The sequence below is a fragment of the Alteromonas sp. K632G genome, assembly GCF_017653625.1.
Lineage (GTDB): Bacteria > Pseudomonadota > Gammaproteobacteria > Enterobacterales > Alteromonadaceae > Alteromonas > Alteromonas naphthalenivorans.
Window position 1 is genome coordinate 424,045 of sequence record NZ_JAGGDM010000001.1, and the last position, 19,733, is coordinate 443,777.

Below are 19,733 nucleotides of genomic sequence, written 5' to 3' on the forward strand. Positions count from 1 at the left end.
AAGCAATGTGTGAGGGTGTGCGCAGCAACCCTTGAAACTCACTCTAATAACGGACAATAGCATTTAGGTTCACGGAAATAGTTACTGCGCTTAATATACAAAATACGCAATACACAAATAGGCAGACACGATAAACCAGTACCTGCAGCGATACTCATTTAACAAAAAGCGCAATAAAAAATAGAAATACAGTTTAAAACCTTTTAACTGTACGAATAATCTGCAAGACAACCCTTTAATTGATTACTATTAGAGGGGGTGGGGGCTCGGCAAGCATAAAGGCCTTTTTGATACGGGTAGGGTGGGTACCAGCATATCTGCACTACTTTTAAATTCTGTTATAGGGCAAAAACCAATGAGTGAAAACTTAACAGAAATCCAAGCGTTAAAGATGGATGAACTGGACAAACTAAATTTGCCTAAATTTTGGCGAGAAATTGCAAATATCGCGGGTCCCGAAATGTTCGTGAAAATTTGGCACGTTGCCAGCAGTCCAGAAAACCAGTGGAAGCAAGATAAAATATATGTACCTTCCATAAAGAAATACCAGGAATACCAGTGCGTACAAATAATAAAACGCTTCATAGAACAAAAAATGTCGTGCTGTGACATATCCAAAGAACTAGAAAAGCACGGCATATCCCGCTCAACTGATACAATCAGACGAATTGCGAAAAAGTACGACCTAGGGGACGTTCCCCTGCGATAGTGATTTAGGAACTAACAAAATGACCACTTGTGTAATTTATGCGCGTGTTTCAACAGCGAAACAGGCGGAAAAAGAACTGCCCGTACAAAGCCAAATAGAGAAATGCAGAATTCACGCTGAAAGCTTAGGTGCTGAGGTAAAAAAAATATTTACCGACGAAGGTATTTCTGGCGCCTCTGATAATCGCCCCGCGTTCCAACAGGCTATTTCGTACTGCGAAAATTTCGACGTTGACTACTTTATTTGCTGGAGTACTTCCCGTTTTGCCCGAAATGCGCTCGAAGCAAAGTTAAACAAGCGCCGTTTAGCAACAAGTAATACCAAGGTGGGTTACGTATCGCAAAACATCGACACAGGCGATTCAGGCTTTATTTACGAGGGTATGCTAGAGCTATTCGACGAGTATTATTCCCGCCAGGTATCACAAGACACCACACGCTCGATGATAGCGAATGCTCAGAGAGGATATTTTAATGGTGGTTTTCTTACCTACGGCTATCAGCTGGAGAAGGTACTGGGCGAAAAAAATAAAAATCGTTTAATTCCTAACCCTATGGAAGCGCCAACGGTTAACAGAATTTTCGAATTAAAAATGTCGGGGTACGGCGGCCGACAAATAGCTGAATTATTAAATGCTGAGGGACGATTAAACCGCGGAAAAAAATGGAATAAAACCTCTGTGTTAGTGCTGTTACGTAACGAACGTGTCGTGGGCCGTATTGCTTTTGGTAAAAAAAGCAGGGCCGGCGCATTACCTCGCTCTGAATGGATCCTCGTTGATAGCCACGAACCCATTGTAAATTTGGAACTGTACAACGCAGTGCAAAAAACCATGGATGAACAAACCCCTGCAGCGTCAAAAGATGCGGGCTCACCTAAAAGTACTCGTTTTTTTACCGGTATTTTGAAATGTGGGAAATGTGGCAAGTCGATGAGGATAGAAAAAGCGAAGGGCGCCACTAAAAACTATTACTACTACAATTGCAGCACGAAACAGCAAGGTAGAGGCTGTGAGAATCGTAGAATCAACTCAGACATATTCGACCCTTGGATGACTGACTTAATCTGCTCAGAAGTGCTTACAGAGCGAAATTTGAAAGACCTGTTACTGCAATTAAACGACCTATGCGGTTCTTGGGCACAGAAAAAGCGCGACCGATGCAATGAAATTATTCAGCAAATTAGGGAGTATGAACGAAAAAACTCACGACTTTATGAATTACTCGAAGCTGATAGTGGAGATTACAACCTACAAGATTTAGCCCCGCGCTTGCGCTCCAATAATGAAACGGTTCGAAAACTAAACACCGAACTTGCCCTGGCTGAAACAGAGAAACCACCAACGTTGGAAATATCAGAGAGTGACTTAACAGAATTAAGTGAATTGCTTACCGATATTATTAAAACAACGAATAACCCGGGTAAAGTTCGTGAATTTTTCAAAACCTTTATAGACAGTATAGTTTTGCAAGGTAATGAAATAACAGTGAAATACAGGCCTGAGGCACTTATGTCTGTGAACTCTGAAGTAGTTCCCAGTGAAGAAAAGTGGCTCCCCCTCCCCGATTCGAACGGGGGACCTGCGGATTAACAGTCCGTCGCTCTAACCAACTGAGCTAAGGGGGAATTGCACTTAAAGTTGTCGATGAAAAGTTGGCTCCCCTTCCCCGATTCGAACGGGGGACCTGCGGATTAACAGTCCGTCGCTCTAACCAACTGAGCTAAAGGGGACCTGCTTTTCAACGGGGCGGAATATTAAAGAGCATCTGGGTTTCTGTCAACAACCTTAATCAATTTTTTATGCTAAGTGGTCAAAAAATAGCTTTTCAGGGGTTTTGTGCTCAAGTTTGCACCAAAACCAAGAAAGTGATGCTTAATTACTGAGCGAGTATTCGTATCGCCGTATTTAACTGTATTATCGAAGGAGTGAATATTAACGAACAGCGACTCGTTTTTTGGAGTAGCAAAATACGAAACCTATATAATAAAATAGAATAAAAAATGTTTTGTATACTGGTATTGTGTACAGTGTTTAATAAATATGTAACCTACGGCTTAGTATCTCAAGGTTAGTCTTCACTTACATAATTAGGAAGGGGTTACCCAGCATAGGGCGTAATTGCTGGGGTAGAGCTACTTATCCACTAATTCTGTGGATAACTATGTTGATAGTTATTAACTTGAGGATAAATTGGTAAGATCATCGTGGTCATGATCGTTAACTTCATATGCCCGTTAGCACTAAAATTAAAATCATTTCAATAACTTATGTGTTAACGCTAGATCTCTTGTTAAGATCTTAATAGATCTGTTGGACAAAAAATATCTTGTGTGTTAATTCGTCGACTATCAGTTACTTTTTCAACGATATAACAGTCAGAAATGAAAGGTTTACATAAATTTTACATTTTGTTCGGCATAGTTCTTAAGGCAACCTAGGGTTAATCGACCGAACGACTGTCTTAAAAGCGCAATCTAGCCGTAATGAAATTGTCATTACAGTAAATTGGCTTAATTTATAAACTAACCTGACAAGGCTTCTAACATTAGCTAGCAAAAAAGTGTGTTCAACGACATCTGCGCCAATGTCTGCCTAAAACGTGTAAATTAGCCATTAGTATTAATTTAAAAGATGCTCAGGTGGCAAAACCGACACCTGACCAAGCCCAAACCTAGCTTGGTCGATTTAACATAGCCAATGTGGTCAGTCTCACATAGACTACTGTCAGCATCTTGTTGTGAGGCAAGTTTAGTTATATACGATAGTCAGTATTTATTAGCGCCAGTTATTTCTACCAATCAACTATTGAGAGGGTTTGTGAAAACAGACGAGTCCCCGAGCCGAGCAGCGAATCTTTTAAACGGTGATATTCCTTCTACCCTAAAACGCATGACAATACCTATGATACTGGGCATGGTCATGATGATGAGTTTCGGGTTAATCGATACCTTCTTTGTCAGTTTACTCGGCACTGAGCCTCTCGCTGCCATTAGCTTTACTTTTCCCGTCACCTTTACCGTTATTAGTTTAAATATTGGGTTAGGCATCGGTACGTCGGCTATTATTGGCAAGCTGCAAGGCAGTAGAGAATTAAGTGAGTCGAAGAATTACGCGACTGGTTCGCTGATGCTTTCTACCCTATTAGTGGGTACGCTGGCGTTAATTGGTTACTTCACCATTGAACCCATTTTTACTTTGCTAAACGCCTCGCCAACATTATTACCCTATATAAGGGATTATATGTCCTTGTGGTACGCGTCGAGTATTTTCCTTTCATTGCCTATGGTGGGAAACAGTGTACTAAGGGCCTGTGGCGACACGCGTACCCCAAGTATTGTTATGGCAACCGTAGGGGGCTTAAATGCATTGCTCGACCCCTTGTTTATTTTCGGTGCAGGTCCGGTTCCCGCAATGGGCATCAAAGGCGCTGCCCTTGCTACGTTATTAGCGTGGATGGTGGGTGCAGTGTGGATACTTTATTTACTGGCGGTTAAACGAAACCTTATTCTGCCCCGACTTCTTTCATTGCTAGAACTAAAGGCAATAAGCGGGGATATATTAAAAATAGGCTTGCCGGCGGCTGGGGCTAATATGCTTACGCCGATAGCTGGTGGTGTAATGACCGCAGTGGTGGCCAGTTATGGTGCCGAAGCGGTAGCAGCTTGGGGAGTAGGAAGCAGAATGGAGTCTATTGCCAGTATTGTGGTACTTGCTCTTTCTATGACTTTACCGCCATTTATTAGCCAAAACGTGGGTGCAAATAGATTTGATAGAGTGCATAGCGCTTATATGGTGTCGTTAAAATTTGTGCTTTTCTGGCAGTTGTTCGTATTTGTTGTTATGTGGGTGTGTTCCGGCTGGATTGCTGTTGCCTTCACCAGCGAGCCGGAGGTGAGCCGACTCATTCAACTGTTTTTAATGATAGTGCCTTTAGGGTATGGCATGCAGGGTATTATTATTTTGACGAATTCTTCGTTAAATGCGATGCACCACCCTTTGAGTGCATTGGCATTGAGTGTTATCAGATTGTTTGTATTTTTTGTGCCAATAAGTATCGCGGGAAGTTACTTTTTCGGTTTAACCGGATTGTATTGGGGAACGGTAGTGGCAAACATTGCCATGGCGACCGTGTCTTTTGTTGTATTTAAAAATACGCTCTCGGTATTTAAACAGGAACAACATGCTACCTAGGTGGCAAGGTAAATAAGGTATTTAATAAATGAGTAAAGGTTTTGAACTTCATTCAAGCTACAAGCCAGCGGGCGATCAACCCGCTGCCATAGAAACCTTGGTGGATGGCCTAGAAAGTGGCTTAGCAGCGCAAACCCTATTAGGTGTTACCGGTTCTGGTAAAACTTTTACCATGGCGAATGTTATTAGCGAAGTTCAAAGACCAACGCTCATTCTGGCGCATAACAAAACCTTGGCGGCACAGTTATACGGGGAAATGAAAGATTTTTTCCCTAACAATGCGGTTGAATATTTTGTTTCTTATTACGATTACTACCAACCAGAAGCATACGTACCAAGTACCGATACGTTTATTGAGAAAGATGCATCGATAAACGATCATATCGAGCAAATGCGTTTGTCTGCAACAAAGGCATTGATGGAACGCCGAGATGTTGTGATTGTAGCCAGTGTTTCGGCTATTTATGGTTTGGGTGACCCCGAGTCGTACATGAAAATGCTTTTGCATTTGCGACAGGGCGATACTATGGATCAGCGAGATATTTTGCGCAGACTTGCCGAGCTTCAATACAAGCGTAACGATTTAGCCTTCGAGCGGGGGACATTCCGTGTGCGTGGCGATGTGATTGACATATTCCCTGCGGACTCAGAGAAACAAGCGGTGCGTGTTGAGCTGTTTGATGATGAAATTGATAAAATTAGTTTGTTCGATCCGCTGACAGGCGCAGTCGACAAATCGGTTGTACGGGCAACGGTGTTTCCGAAAACCCATTATGTAACCCCAAGAGAAAAAATCCTTGATGCCATCGAGCACATAAAAGGGGAATTGAAGTCTAGAAAGGCGCAGCTGCTAGAAATTAACAAACTAATAGAAGAGCAGCGAATTTCTCAGCGTACTCAATTTGATATTGAGATGATGATGGAGCTTGGGTATTGCTCGGGCATAGAAAACTACTCACGTTATCTCTCTGGCCGAGCGCCTGGCGAGCCGCCCCCAACGTTATTAGATTACTTTCCTGCGGATGGCCTCATGTTCATTGATGAATCCCATGTAACGGTTTCTCAAATTGGTGCCATGTACAAAGGCGATCGCTCTAGAAAAGAAACCTTGGTGGAATACGGGTTCCGTTTACCTTCAGCGCTTGACAATCGCCCACTGAAATTTGAAGAATTTGAGCAAATTTGCCCACAAACGGTATACGTATCGGCTACTCCTGGTGAGTATGAACTTAAAAAGACCCATGGCGACATTGTAGAGCAAGTGGTGCGCCCCACAGGGCTGTTAGATCCCATCATTGAAGTGCGCCCCGTCGCTACCCAAGTTGACGACGTATTATCGGAAATTCACAAACGAGTGGCGCTTGATGAAAGGGTACTTATTACTACGCTCACTAAGCGAATGGCCGAAGATTTAAGTGAATACTTAAATGAGCATGGCGTTAAAGTACGGTATTTGCATTCAGATATCGACACGGTAGAACGCATTGAGATTATTCGTGACTTACGTATTGGTAAGTTCGATGTGCTGGTAGGGATTAACCTGCTTCGTGAAGGCTTAGATATGCCTGAAGTTTCACTGGTAGCAATTCTTGATGCCGATAAAGAAGGCTTTTTGCGCGCAGAGCGCTCGCTAATTCAAACGATTGGTAGAGCGGCACGTCACATCAACGGTCGCGCCATTTTATATGGCGATAAAATTACTAAGTCGATGAAAAAAGCCATGGACGAAACTGAGCGTCGCCGTGAAAAACAGATTGAACATAATAAAGCGAATAACATCACGCCGATGCGCTTGAATAAGCCAATTACCGATATTATGGATTTGGGTGAAGGGGCTCATCCAGCGTCCGGTAAAGTAAGGCTTCGCAAAGTAGAAGAGAAGAAGAAACAGAAGAAGGCGGCAAGTGCGACTGAGTTAATGGATCAAATAGCCGAGCTTGAAAAGCAGATGTTTGAATATGCCAGAGAGCTTGAGTTTGAAAAAGCTGCGTCGTTAAGAGACGACGTAGAGGCTCTAAGAAAGCAGGTCGTTGCGTTGTCGTAATGAACTCGTTGGTGATTCTGCTTAGAAAATAATCACGTTAATTTTGTTTAATCGCATATAACAGTATGTTTATCGCAGAGATTCACCTTAAATTGTCGTTGTAATCGAGGCGCCAGTTGCATATAGTTGATACTTAAGTATCTATAACTATACCTATAATGGTGCCTTTATGCTAAATCGTCTTCAAGAGTCGGATATCAAATTGTTACGTGTGTTTTATGCGGTAGCAAGTTGTAATGGTTTTACTGCTGCAGAACCTGTGTTGCGCATGCAACGTCCAAATATCAGTGCTGCAATTAAGAAGCTTGAAGAACGTTTAGATTTGGTATTATGCCACCGCGGTCGTGGTGGCTTTCAGATGACAAAAGAAGGCGAAGTGGTTTTCCAAGAAACCAAGCGTATTTTTAACGCCTTCGATAATTTTGTATTTAATTTGAAATCATTGCACGATGACTACTCAGGTCACATTACGCTAGTGCTTATGGCTGGTCTGCCGCTTTCTATGCATTTAGCGGTGAGTAAAGCCGTTAAAAGCACAATGAAGAAATTTGATGATATCCACGTTAATATCCAAACACGTTTATACAATGAAGTAGAGCATGTTGCCTTATCCGGTGAATGTCATTTGGTGGTATCGACCTATGATATGGTAAAACCCGAATCTGTGACTTTTCATCCTATCGGGATCACCACAGATGGACGTTTATATTGTTCACCTACACACCCGTTAGCCAAATATCGTGATACTGCATTGCCTGAAAATATTAAAATTGAAGACTATCCGGCGATTGGTATCTCTGGTTTATCTTCAGCAAACTACATCGATAATGAGTCTCGTCTTGCTATTCAAACCTTTTCAGACTCCTTCGACGCTGCAATGTCTGCCATCATGACGGGTGAGTATATTGGTTTATTACCTGACTACATGGCAAAAGAGCAGGGCGCAGCGCTAGGGCTGGTGCCTATCGCCAATGGCAGCTTGTATAACTTTAGCCACGATCTATTTGTAATGAATGGCAAGAACACACGATTGAACCCAGTTTTACGACACTGCATCAAAGAGCTCACTTACTTCATAGCTGAAAGTCAAAAGTAGGTTAGGTACGCAAATTAAGTATGAAAACGCCTTGTGAAAACAGGGCGTTTTTCGTTTCAACCAAAAAGGAATGGTTTATCTTCTTCTTAGTTAAATTAGTGTCGTTCTTTTTCGGAACGTATTTATGCTTTTCACTGCATCATTATTTTGATGTACCAGTAGTGTTGGCCGCTGCTTTTACGGGTTTAGTAGGCAGTTTTTGGCATTGGCCTAAAAAGTATGGCAATCACCCTCAAGCCGCTATTTATGCTGGCGCTTTCGCTGGTATGTGTTCAAGTGCAATTATCACGGGGTGGGAAGCGCTATTATTTATTTCTGTGGTAGGGGCTGGCGTCTATACCCTAACGCGCAATATTTTCGAAGGTTTTGGTGGTCGGCTAGGGGCTATTGCATTTACCGCAGTCAGTAGCCTTATTTTTCTAAGGGCGTTGTTTTGACGGAATTATTAGTTGTTATCACTACCCTTGCCGGCGCGTTCACCACTTACCGGTTAGCCAAGCTGCCAAGGTTTAATGTAATTCGAGCGTCCAGTTTACTCACTATTGTATTTTACTTTTCAGTGCTACTTATTCACAGCGTACTAATAAGTGAAACTCGTTCACCCGATGCGGCTGAATTTTGGGCCACGGTGTTTTTCGGAGGTAGTTTTGTAGGTATGAGCGCACCACATCGTTTTTCGTATTACTTGCTAACTATTTCGTCGTTATGTTTTGCCGTCATTTTTATGGTGTTGCTGCCATTGCTAGATGGAATTGGTGGTGCACTGGGGTGTAGTGCTTTTATTTCAGTGGCCATAAGCCACTCACTTCGCGTAACGGTGAATAAGCTAAAAGGCGCCTGAGTAGGCGCCAAATCGATTATTCGTAGCTAAGTGGGTCAGTGCAGTGATTCTCTCTGAACGCCTCTAAGCGCTCTTCACAGGCCCCGCATTTGCCGCAAGCTTTCTCTCTTCCGTTATAACACGTCCACGTTTCGCCGTAGTCTAAGCCCATTTTCAACCCGTCGGTTAAAATCGCTGTTTTGCTGTCTTTAATATAAGGCGTCACAATCTCTACCGGGGTGTAGTTGGCAATGCGACAAACATCACTCATCTTTTCCACAAACTCAGGACGGCAGTCTGGGTAAATAGCATGATCGCCCGAATGCGCGCCATAATACACTTCGTTTGCTTCTAAACTTACGGCATAGCCCACGGCTAACGACAGCAAAATCATATTACGATTAGGCACGACCGTTTGCTTCATGCTAGGTTCTTCGTAATGCCCTTCTGGTACATCGATATCAGAGGTTAGCGATGAGCCACCTATTAAGCTATTAATAGCACTGATATCCACAATTTTGTGGGGCACGTTTAACGATTTACACACTGCTGCCGCATAATCTAATTCTTTCTTATGGCGCTGACCATAATCAAAAGAAAGGGCGTGAACGGTCTTACCATCACGTAAGGCTTTGTGTAAAACAGTGAATGAGTCCATTCCACCTGAATAGATAACAACAACGTTTTCTGACATAGTTTTAAAGTTTTGAGAAATTATGCCCGAATTTTATGTGATCCTTGGTAAAATCGAAACATACAATCGTTAAAGGGTGACATTTTGTCGAAATTAATCACGCTGAACATCAATGAAATGTTCGAAACCATCCAAGGGGAAGGGGCACATACTGGTATCCCGTCTATCTTTGTTCGCTTACAAGGATGTCCTGTGGGTTGCCCATGGTGCGATACCAAACATACTTGGACGCTGGATAACGCCTTGGTAACCACGGCACAACAAGTTATTGATAAGACCAACGAGTCTGAGCACTTTTTTGAAATTGATGAAAACAAGCTATTGTCGCTATTTTCTGAACAAGGTTATGTGGCAAAGCATGTGGTTATCACCGGCGGTGAGCCTTGTATGTATGACTTGCGCCCACTTACCACGTTGCTACACAACAATGGCTTTTCTACTCAAATAGAAACCAGCGGTACTTATGAAGTGTTGTGTGATGATAGAACTTATGTGACGGTATCACCTAAAATTAATATGAAAGGGGGCATGCCAGTTTTGCTGAGTGCCCTTGAGCGCGCGAATGAAATAAAACACCCTATTGCCATGCAAAAACACATTGATGAGTTAGATGCGCTGCTAGCCGATGTCTCTTCGTTAGCAGGTAAGCAGGTTTGTTTACAGCCGATAAGTCAGCAACCAAGGGCGACCGAACTTGCAGTACAAACCTGCATAGCCCGTAATTGGCGACTATCCTTACAAACACATAAATATATTGGTATAGAATAAATTACATAAGCGTGAGCAAAGGAGTTCGATAATGGCGTTGAAGTATGTAAAAACGGCACTGCTTTTGTGTTCGTTGCTTGTAGCAACACAAAGTGCCGCGGCATTGTGGACAATTAACTACCCTAAACCGCTAGATGACTCTGACGCTCGCGCCGAATACCCCATTGCTTTGCTTAAACTGGCCCTTGATAAAACGGGTGTAAATTACGAGTTATTACCATCAGATCGCATTCTTTTGTCTTCAAAGGCATTGCGACAACTGCGTGAAAATCGTGAAGTGAACGTGGTGTGGAGCATGACGGACAGCCAACGTGAAAAAGACCTTCTCCCTATTCGAATTCCCATTGCGAAAGGACTCATTGGTCTTCGGGTATTTGTTATCAATGTAGACAGGGAAGCGGAGTTTGCACGGGTTTCATCAAAAAATGAATTAATGAACTTCACACCATTACAAGGTGAAGAATGGCCAGACACTAAAATACTACAAGCTAATGGCTTTAATGTTGCCACAGTGCCGAATTTCAAAGATGCCTATTCGTTATTGCTTCAAAACAAAGGGGATTTCTTTCCTCGCTCGGTTATTGAGGTATCAGCTGAACTTGAAGGGCGATCGCCATCACTTAAATTAGAGCCCGATATGGCAGTTTATTACCCAACTGCCATGTACTATTTCGTTAATAAGAGTAACCCAACGTTAGCACGCCTAATTGAAACAGGATTGAATCGTGCAATTGAGGACGGCTCTTTTGAAGCGTTATTTAAATCTTCGAATGAAGCAATTTTAGAAGAGTTAGACATCAAAAACAGACGAATCTATACGCTTGATAACCCCTTATTACCGCCTGAAACACCGTTAGCCGACGAGCGGCTTTGGTACGTAATTGAACAGTAAAGTAGGGCTTACAATTCGCTCTAGATTTTATCTACAGCCCTTATAGAACATACATATAACTCATAAAAAAACGCGGCAAGAGCCGCGTTTTTTATTTAAAAGTTCAGGTGACTAGAATTAGTCAGAGGCACCTGAATGCACGTCTTTCATTGAACGACCTGAAGGATCGGCATTGTTCTTAAAGCTTTCATCCCACTCAAGCGCTTCAACCGTACTACAGGCAATAGATTTGCCACTAGGTACACAACGGGCAGCGCTTTCTTGCGGGAAGTAACCTTCGAAGATAGTACGGTAGTAGTAACCTTCTTTGGTATCTGGTGTGTTCACTGGGAAGCGGAACTCAGCAGAAGCAAATTGTTGGTCAGATACTTCGTTCTCAACGAAATCACGGATAGAATCAATCCAAGAATAGCCTACGCCATCACCGAACTGTTCTTTTTGACGCCATAGCACTTCAGCAGGCAGAGTATCGCCGTTGTCGAACGCTTTACGTAAAATCCATTTTTCCATTTTACCATCAAGACACATTTTATCTTGTGGGTTTAAGCGCATGGCCACGTCGATAAAGTTTTTATCTAGGAATGGAACACGGGCTTCAACACCCCATGCTGAAGTTGCCTTGTTCGCACGAGCACAATCGAACAAGTGAAGACGATCTAGTTTACGTACTGTTTCTTCGTGGAATTCTTTCGCATTTGGTGCTTTGTGGAAGTACAAGTACCCACCAAAAATTTCATCGGCGCCTTCACCAGACAATACCATTTTAATGCCCATGGCTTTAATCTTACGGGTCATTAAATACATTGGCGTTGCCGCACGAATGGTGGTGGTGTCATAAGTTTCTAGGTGGAAAATCACGTCACGAATGGCATCAAGGCCTTCTTGTATGGTGAAGTGAATTTCGTGGTGTACCGTACCAATCATATCAGCCACTTTCTTCGCAGCTTTCAAATCGGGTGCACCTTCAAGGCCTACCGCGAAGCTATGTAGGCGAGGCCACCATGCTTCTGTTTTATCTTCGTCTTCAACACGTTTAGCAACATATTTTGCCGCAATCGCAGAGACTAATGATGAGTCAAGACCACCCGATAACAATACCGCATAAGGTACGTCAGACATCATGTGAGATTTCACTGATTTTTCAAACGCTACACGTAAATCGTCAAGATTAGTGGTGTTGTCTTTTACTGCATCGTATTCCATCCAATCACGTTTGTAGTATTTCGTGATCTGACCGTCTTTACTCCAAAGATAATGCCCAGGAGGAAATTCGCTAATGGTTTTACAAATAGGCGCTAACGCTTTCATTTCTGAAGCAACGTAGAAGTTGCCATGCTCATCGTAACCTGTGTATAGAGGAATAATACCCATATGGTCACGAGCAATTAGATAAGCATCTTGTTCTTCGTCATAAAGCACAAACGAGAACATGCCTTCTAATTCATCAACAAAACTCACACCTTTTTGTTGAAAAAGCGGAAGAATAACTTCGCAATCTGAGCGAGTTTTAAATGGATAAGGTTCTGCTAAATCATCAGCAAGTTGCTTGTGATTATAAATTTCGCCATTGACGGCTAAAACTTGTTTGCCATTTTGGCTGATAAGCGGCTGAGCGCCGGTGTCCACATCAACAATAGCCAATCTTTCGTGACAAAGAATGGTATTGTCATTATTCCAGATTCCCGACCAGTCAGGGCCACGGTGGCGCAATAATTTTGTTAATTCGAGGGCTTGGGTTCTGAGTTCAGACACATCGGTTTTGATATCAAGGATACCGAAAATACCACACATAAAACGGATTCTCTCTGTTCACTTGTTGAAAAATAATTGAGGTTTTTTCTGTCGGGTACTCGCGAACGAGTTGGCGAAGGTATTGTTGTTTTTTTTAATCGCGCTTTCGCATGCCTTGAATGTGCCAGTCTGACAGGAAATTGCAAGTACAATATGATGAGAAAATGGAAATTATTATTCCAAAACACGATGTTCTTTGGCCAAAGCGTCGCTGCTGTTAGTGTCATTAACTAAAATGTCGCACAAATACTAGGCAGTATACAAGTTTTACCTCCTGTGTTTATATCAAAATTTATTTTATAACTCGTTGATTTTGTAGTTTTTATATTTGTATCTCTTTGCGTTCTTTGGGCGCATAATCTGCCGGTTTTTTCAACACCTGGTAAAGGGTATGCAATTTTCAAACGACCGAGTTTCGGTATATGTTATTCCTGATGTAGATAGCCTTCAAATGGACGCGAGTGTTCAGGGTTCACGCTATCGTGATGCCATGCACATTGAAGTGACAGGCGGTGAAGCTTGGCTTTTTGAGTATGGTGTGGTGGTTTTTTGGGGTGTCGTAGAAGAGGAGCGTGTAGCCTTGCTAAATAGGTTACAGGTTAGCCCTAAGTTGTTGTCTGGTATTCATCAAGAGCATCTGCAATTTGCATTTACTAGTGATGTACTTAGATTGCAACGGGACTTAATTACGCTCTCGATTGACGATCCATTACTTCGGTTATCAATCAGCCACGGATTAGCGCAATCAATAAAGCTCAATGAATACGAGCATAAAGCGCAAGATACTATTACGCGCTATGCGTATTTGCCAAAAGCGTTGGCCGAAACAGGCAAGATAACGTTACGTCGACCCGCATTGGCGAAAATCCGCGGGCATTTATTTAGCACAAAGAGCGACATCTTTTTGCATTATGGGTTGCTTGATACACCCGAGTTCTTTTGGGAATATCCAGAATATGAACATGCTTATAATGCCACGGCGCGATACTTAGATATCCGCCCCAGGGTAGATGTTCTCTCCAACAAGCTGAATGTTATTCATGAGTTGTTCGAGATGTTAGCTGAAGAGCTAAATCATAAACATTCATCGTTTTTGGAATGGATAATTATAATCTTGATTGCGTTTGAAATAGCGACGTTTGGCGCTGAAGAGCTCAAAGGGTTGTTTATGTAAATGGTTGTGCTTAGTGCCATATAAGGGCCATATAAGGGCCATACGACGAGAGTATATGCCGTAAAGCACCTGATCTAGTACTAACAAAAAGCCCTGTCTTAACAGGGCTTTCAACGTAAATTCACACTTTTATTTTAGAATACGGGTTAATCTTGGCGTTGGAATTCACTGGTTTCTTTCCACGAAGGCCATTGGTCTGCATTCGCAACCTGAAAGCCAACGTCAAATAAAAGTTGGGTATCCTCCACAATGCCGCTTAGATCCCAATCGTCACGGTATTGGTCGCACACTTGATGGTAGCAACCCGTTACTATGACATTCATACGCTTACGATATTTGGCTGTTGCTTCGTCTGCGGGTTCATCTCCGCCTTCGGCATACAATGCAGGTACACCTTTTTTCGCGAAGCTGAAGTGATCGGAACGATAATAGTAGCCAGCTTCAGGGCGATCTTCTTGAGTAAGCGTTCTGCCTTGCTTATCAGCAGCGGTTTTAAGGTAATCCTCTAAGTCTGACTTACCCATGCCTACCACGGCGACGTTCTTGGTTTTACCTAACACGTTCATGGCATCCATATTGATATTGGCCACCGTATCTTCCAGTGGGATGACGGCGTTGTCTGCGTAGTATTTGCTGCCTAATAAACCTTGTTCCTCAGCGGTAACTACTAAAAACGATACAGAACGCTTCGGTGCAATATCTAAGTTGGCGTAGGCTTTTGCCATAGCCAAAATAGCAGCACTTCCTGTGGCGTTATCGTGGGCACCATTGTAGATATTGTCGCCTTCTTTAGTTTCATCTTTTCCTAGATGATCCCAGTGCGCGGTGTAAATAACATGCTCGTTGGGTAGCTCTGAGCCAGGTAGTGTGGCAATAACATTGTGGCTTTGTGATTTTTTAAATGTATTTTGCACGGTTACCGAAGCATTGATATCCATCGCTTTATGATAAGGCCCAAGCTTGGCTTGATTCTTTTCGTCTTGAAAATTAAAACCTGCATCAGCAAATACTTTTTCTGCGGCACTTAAGGTTAGCCAGCCTTCAATGGCAACACGGCTAGCGCCTTGGTCTTTTGATACTAATCCATACTGGGGACCACTCCAGCTATTCGCCACTACTGACCAACCATAAGAGGCTGGAGCCGTTTCGTGAACAATGAGTGCGCCGGCAGCACCTTGGCGGCTAGCTTCTTCGTATTTGTAACTCCAGCGACCATAGTAGGTCATCGTTGTACCTTGGAACTTCCCACTTTCAGGGTTTTCGAAGCCTGGGTCATTCACCAATATCACGACGGTTTTGCCAGTAACATCTAAGCCTTCATAATCGTTCCAGTCGTATTCTGGTGCGTTAACGCCGTAGCCCACAAACACAAGTTCTGAGTTTTCAAGTGAAACGGTTTCTTGCTCACGCTTAGATGAAGCAACCATGTCTTCTTTATACGCAAAGCTATTATCACCAATTGTCATGGTCATTTCAGGGTTAGCGGTAATTTCCATTAACGCGACTTCTTGAAGGTAGCTGCCGCCATTACCCGGTGACAATCCCGCTTTTTCAAACTCACGGGTGAGATAATCCAGTGTTTTGGTTTCACCAGCGGTGGTGGGCAAACGACCTTCAAATTCATCAGATGACAGTATTTTTAATGGTTCGCGAATATCTGCATCTGAAATGTTGGCGTAAACTGCGTCGAAATTAGTCGCGATATTCTTTTTTTGAGTTTGAGTTTGAGTTTGAGTTTGAGTTTCAGGCTGCGTCGTGTCGTTTTCAGGCGCGTTATCGGGGCTGCAAGCACTTACCGCTGATACGGCAGTTACCAGCAAGGGCAAAAACATTTTTTTCATTGTTAGTCTCTGTTTGCTCTACAATACCGCCCAGTATAGAGAAAACCTTAAGACGAACCAATATTAAGTATGCCAATACCTGTTACTCCTTGGTGTAAACACCATATTCAAGATAATGCGTCTTTACCAGTACATACGCTGTTGAAAGAATTCATGTTGTTAGACGACACCGATTTTCCTAGTGCTACAAGACTTAATCTTTTGCGTGAAGCGTTTCAACCGCAATGGCAGGGCCCTTTGTTTATTGCGCAAGGAGAGCTTGATGAGCGAACGGCTAACAGCTGTGACAAAAGTACAGAAAATGACAGCCGTTACTATGAAGAAATTATCGCGTGCGACAACTGCGTACCTACGCGGGAAAATAGCTGGCATGATTTGTTCAATGCCCTTATCTGGATCCAATTTCCCGCGACAAAAGCGTTACTGAATACGCTACACATGCAAGATATTGCGCACCATGGCACACACCCACGAACCGAGCGACGAAACCGCATTACGCATTTTGACGAATGCGGCGTAGTACTGGCGCTTGAGGAAGGCGACGCGAGTAAATCAAACATGTTGCTGAATACGTTAGCCCAACATCAATGGCAGGATAGTTTTTTAACCCATAGGCACGAGTGGGGAACCCACATAACCCCCTTTGTTTTTGGGCATGCAAACCTTGAGATGATGCTTTCGCCTTTTATCGGGCTTACGGGGAAGTGGTTGGCAGTGAGTGTGCCTAAAGGGTTTAACGAGATGAATAAATGGGAACAGCGACAAGAGGTAGACAAATCATTGGTAAAACGTATCACTGAGCTTGATGCGTTTAACAAATCTCCGCTATTAAAACCTATTCCTTTGCTTGGCATACCAGGGTGGTACGAAAACCAAGATGAAGCTTTTTATAACAATAGCGAGTACTTTAGGCCTATTAGGGCGGGAGCGAAACCTTCTATTCAGCTACCGCTTTTCGACATAACGACGTTTTGAACTCACTTCTTACACCAAGCTTAGGTGTAAGAAGCGCGTTGCAAGTGGTATAGCATACTAGATAAGCGCGAACACACCCCAAATACCGTAAATCACGACGTATGGCGCAGAAGCAATAATTGCCGCCTTTTTCGTAGAGAATGAGGTCCATTGAGTAATGCCTACCATAGTGAGGTAGATAGTCCAAAACAACTCAACCCGAATAGCTTGAGCAAAGGCAAACCATGGTGATGTCATTTCGACACCGAGTAGGTAAGAAAGTGACAGTGGAGCAAGTATTGCCGGTGATATTTGATGGTCGCCCGCAAACATAATAAGTGCCGCCGCGATAAGGCCTGTTACTACGTAAGGCATAGATACCCACCAGGTAAAACCATACCAATCTGTAAAGCCGAAAACATGACTGTCATCACTGCGTGTCGTTAAATTCAAATAAACAGCAAAAATAGCGTTAACGATAGTAAGAGCAAAGAATGCGCCTACTAATTGGGAAAGCATGAGGGTGTTTCTGGTGAAAAAGGCGCGCATTTGGTCTTCTTCTGCTGGGCTCATGGCATCTTGGGCTGCAATATTAATATTTGCAAACCATTCGATATCAACGAAGTTAACGTATAGATATTGAGCCGCTAACGTGATCATCATAACAATAAGAAAGGGGAACCAACTCCAGTTGTTTTTTTCACCGACGGCTTTAAACACGCCATTGGGCCGAAAAAATATATCATTACACGCTTGAAAGGGGTTTGATACTGAATGCATCCGTTGCTCCGAGATAAAATATTATATTAGTTTTGTTTAGGTTACTGATATACCAAGGCTAAGTACAGGAGCGGGTTAAAGAACTGTACCTCTTTTTAGTAAAAACTTGTGTCGAGAGCCTAGCTGAGAAACTCAACTGTACTTACAGCAATGCCAAAAACGTAAAAAGGCCAGTATTACATACTGGCCTTTTGATAACGTCATCTATTGGATAGCTACTACTTAGTAATAGCGGTTTATCGTTACTGACTTAAATACGTTAAGTTCAATAAACACAGCACGATAGCGCTATACAGTAACGAGATAGGTAGCCCTATTCGTATAAAGTGGCTAAATTTATAATTAGCCGCATTAAACACCAATAAGTTCGTTTGATATCCAAACGGCGAAATAAAGCTAGCACTTGCCGCAAAGGCAACCGCTAAGGCGAATGGCATAAGCGGTGCGCCTATTATTTCAACCAGCCCATATGCGAAGGGGAACATGAGCGCCGCTGCTGCGTTGTTGGTCACAAATTCGGTTAATAGTAGGGTAGTAAAATACACTACAATTAACGCAATAAACCAATTGGTGTCGGCTAAGTAGGGAATCAATTGCGCAGTAGAAATGGCAATAACGCCCGACGACTCTAATGAGGTGGCTAAGCTTAATGCTCCAACAATAACAATAATAAGGTTCAGCGGTAAATTACGCTTCATCTCACCGTTGTTCGTTACCTTTGAGCCAATCAATACGGCCGCCAAAAACAACAGCCCGATTGCGAGTGAAATAATATCTGCCGCGGCTAATGTCACAACGGTAAGGAAACCGCCAAGGGTTATCCATTCCTGTCGGTTGGTAAGCGGGCGAGAGATTTTTTGCTCAGACAATATAAAGAAGTTCTTACTTAAATTTTGTCGCGTATTGAAATCTGGGCCAGCGGCAAGTAATAGGAAATCACCTGCTTTAAGTTTTATTTCACCGAGCTTGCCTGATAGCTGCTCGCCATCACGGCGAATAGCCACTACGGCTGAATCGAACAAAGCCCTAAAACCGAGGTTTTTTATGGTTTGCCCAATAATTTGAGCGCGGTTTGCTACCACCACTTCGGTTAAGCTTTCACGCAAAATGCCATCGGTTTCGGCAAAGGTGGTTAACCCTTTTATGTGGCTTAAGTTATCAAGCTTTTGCACATTGCCGGTAAAGATAAGTTTATCGTTTTCAGCAATCACTAGGTCGGGGCCTACGGGAGAAATAAGGTTCCCGTCACGAACCACTTCAACCAAAAATAATTCAGGTAAGTTACGAAGGTGGTTTTGCTCAACGGTTTTGCCAATGAGTTCTGAACCCGAATTTACTTTCGCTTCTACCATGTACTCTTGGTAGTTGTCATTCTTGTTCGCAATATTAGGTAGTAATGGTGTAAGCACAAACATCAGTACGCCGCAGCTTAAACCGGCTACTAGCCCATATAGCGTGAAGTCAAAAAAGTTAAACCCAGGATGACCATGCTCTTGCAAGAAACTATCTACAATTAAGTTGGTGGAGGTACCAATTAGGGTGACTGTTCCACCGAGTATGGCGGCATAGGAAAGCGGAATAAGTAAGCGCGAAGCAGGGTGATATTGATTCTGCTTAATAGGGCCTATAAGGCTGGCCACAATAGCCGTATTGTTTAATAGCGCTGAAGAAATGAAGGTGAGTGAAAACAATTTCCAATATGATTTAGAAAAGCTCGTACTCACTAGCTTTCTACCAATACGCTTTATTAACGCAGTTTTATCAATTGCACTGCTGACTAGCAGTAGCAAGACAAGGGTTATTAACCCTTTGTTGGTTAAGTTCAGCAAAATGTCGTCAAGCGACAACTGCTGAGATACCAATAGTAATAACACGGCGCCTGAAAAAACAGTAGACGGGCGCTGATTTGAAAAAATCAGCGCAAAAATCGTGCTGGCGAAAATCGCCAGCACGATAAACTGGTTAATATCCATATATT

Annotated in this window: 15 protein-coding genes and 2 tRNA genes; 10 read left to right on the forward strand and 7 right to left on the reverse strand. The window is 42.9% G+C overall.

The features are described from left to right. The first annotated feature begins 355 nt into the window (after positions 1-355). The gene (locus J5X92_RS01925; protein WP_208804443.1) at positions 356-709 is read left to right on the forward strand and encodes a hypothetical protein; all 354 of its coding nucleotides are present in this window, start codon (positions 356-358) and stop codon (positions 707-709) included. A gap of 1,549 nt (positions 710-2,258) precedes the next feature. Here J5X92_RS01925 and J5X92_RS01940 read toward each other — a convergent pair. Then, positions 2,259-2,335 (reverse strand) — tRNA-Asn (locus J5X92_RS01940). A 28-nt stretch (positions 2,336-2,363) separates the two neighbouring features. Further along, positions 2,364-2,440, reverse strand: a tRNA-Asn gene (locus J5X92_RS01945). A 1,171-nt stretch (positions 2,441-3,611) separates the two neighbouring features. On the opposite strand from J5X92_RS01945, the gene J5X92_RS01950 reads away from it, so the two are divergent. The 5 genes from J5X92_RS01950 (at position 3,612) to J5X92_RS01970 (ending at position 8,882) form a co-directional block, all read left to right on the forward strand. Continuing rightward, positions 3,612-4,901, forward strand: coding sequence for an MATE family efflux transporter (locus tag J5X92_RS01950; RefSeq protein ID WP_083820195.1), 1,290 nt, complete (start codon positions 3,612-3,614; stop codon positions 4,899-4,901). Between the two features lie 28 nt (positions 4,902-4,929). Beyond that, the gene (gene uvrB, locus J5X92_RS01955; protein WP_013784951.1) at positions 4,930-6,945 is read left to right on the forward strand and encodes an excinuclease ABC subunit UvrB; all 2,016 of its coding nucleotides are present in this window, start codon (positions 4,930-4,932) and stop codon (positions 6,943-6,945) included. A 169-nt stretch (positions 6,946-7,114) separates the two neighbouring features. After that, entirely contained in the window at positions 7,115-8,041 is a 927-nt protein-coding gene (locus J5X92_RS01960) for a LysR family transcriptional regulator (protein ID WP_129737265.1), read from the forward strand. A 20-nt stretch (positions 8,042-8,061) separates the two neighbouring features. Continuing rightward, entirely contained in the window at positions 8,062-8,478 is a 417-nt protein-coding gene (locus tag J5X92_RS01965) for a hypothetical protein (RefSeq protein ID WP_013784949.1), read from the forward strand. Then, positions 8,475-8,882: a hypothetical protein gene (locus tag J5X92_RS01970; RefSeq protein ID WP_013784948.1), complete on the forward strand. Its 408-nt coding sequence runs from the start codon at positions 8,475-8,477 to the stop codon at positions 8,880-8,882. The genes J5X92_RS01965 and J5X92_RS01970 overlap by 4 nt, the downstream gene beginning before the upstream one ends. A 16-nt stretch (positions 8,883-8,898) precedes the next feature. Here the strand turns inward: J5X92_RS01970 and queC are convergent, their stop codons facing one another. After that, on the reverse strand, positions 8,899-9,555 hold the full coding sequence (gene queC / locus J5X92_RS01975; RefSeq protein ID WP_013784947.1) for a 7-cyano-7-deazaguanine synthase QueC: 657 nt from the start codon (positions 9,553-9,555) through the stop codon (positions 8,899-8,901). A 117-nt stretch (positions 9,556-9,672) separates the two neighbouring features. Here queC and queE point away from each other — a divergent pair, with 117 nt between their 5' ends. Together queE and J5X92_RS01985 are read left to right on the forward strand one after the other, a co-directional pair. Beyond that, the gene (gene queE / locus J5X92_RS01980) at positions 9,673-10,323 is read left to right on the forward strand and encodes a 7-carboxy-7-deazaguanine synthase QueE (RefSeq protein WP_041452970.1); all 651 of its coding nucleotides are present in this window, start codon (positions 9,673-9,675) and stop codon (positions 10,321-10,323) included. A 31-nt stretch (positions 10,324-10,354) separates the two neighbouring features. Further along, on the forward strand, positions 10,355-11,215 hold the full coding sequence (locus J5X92_RS01985) for an amino acid ABC transporter substrate-binding protein (RefSeq protein WP_208804445.1): 861 nt from the start codon (positions 10,355-10,357) through the stop codon (positions 11,213-11,215). 117 nt (positions 11,216-11,332) lie between these two features. Here J5X92_RS01985 and asnB read toward each other — a convergent pair whose 3' ends face one another. Beyond that, entirely contained in the window at positions 11,333-13,006 is a 1,674-nt protein-coding gene (asnB, locus tag J5X92_RS01990; RefSeq protein WP_013784944.1) for an asparagine synthase B, read from the reverse strand. 391 nt (positions 13,007-13,397) lie between these two features. Here asnB and J5X92_RS01995 point away from each other — a divergent pair, with 391 nt between their 5' ends. Beyond that, a complete protein-coding gene (locus tag J5X92_RS01995) occupies positions 13,398-14,180 on the forward strand; it encodes an RMD1 family protein (protein ID WP_013784943.1) in 783 nt (260 codons plus the stop codon). A gap of 146 nt (positions 14,181-14,326) precedes the next feature. Here J5X92_RS01995 and J5X92_RS02000 read toward each other — a convergent pair whose 3' ends face one another. Then, positions 14,327-16,021: a M28 family metallopeptidase gene (locus J5X92_RS02000; protein ID WP_208804447.1), complete on the reverse strand. Its 1,695-nt coding sequence runs from the start codon at positions 16,019-16,021 to the stop codon at positions 14,327-14,329. A gap of 69 nt (positions 16,022-16,090) precedes the next feature. Here J5X92_RS02000 and J5X92_RS02005 point away from each other — a divergent pair, with 69 nt between their 5' ends. Continuing rightward, positions 16,091-16,996, forward strand: a complete 906-nt coding sequence (locus J5X92_RS02005; protein ID WP_208804449.1) for a DUF3025 domain-containing protein — start codon at positions 16,091-16,093, stop codon at positions 16,994-16,996. A 57-nt stretch (positions 16,997-17,053) separates the two neighbouring features. On the opposite strand, the gene J5X92_RS02010 is transcribed toward J5X92_RS02005, so the two are convergent. Both J5X92_RS02010 and J5X92_RS02015 read right to left on the reverse strand, forming a co-directional pair. Beyond that, positions 17,054-17,755, reverse strand: coding sequence for a YIP1 family protein (locus J5X92_RS02010; RefSeq protein ID WP_013784940.1), 702 nt, complete (start codon positions 17,753-17,755; stop codon positions 17,054-17,056). A 242-nt stretch (positions 17,756-17,997) separates the two neighbouring features. Next, entirely contained in the window at positions 17,998-19,728 is a 1,731-nt protein-coding gene (locus J5X92_RS02015; protein WP_208804451.1) for an SLC13 family permease, read from the reverse strand. Positions 19,729-19,733 lie beyond the last annotated feature (5 nt).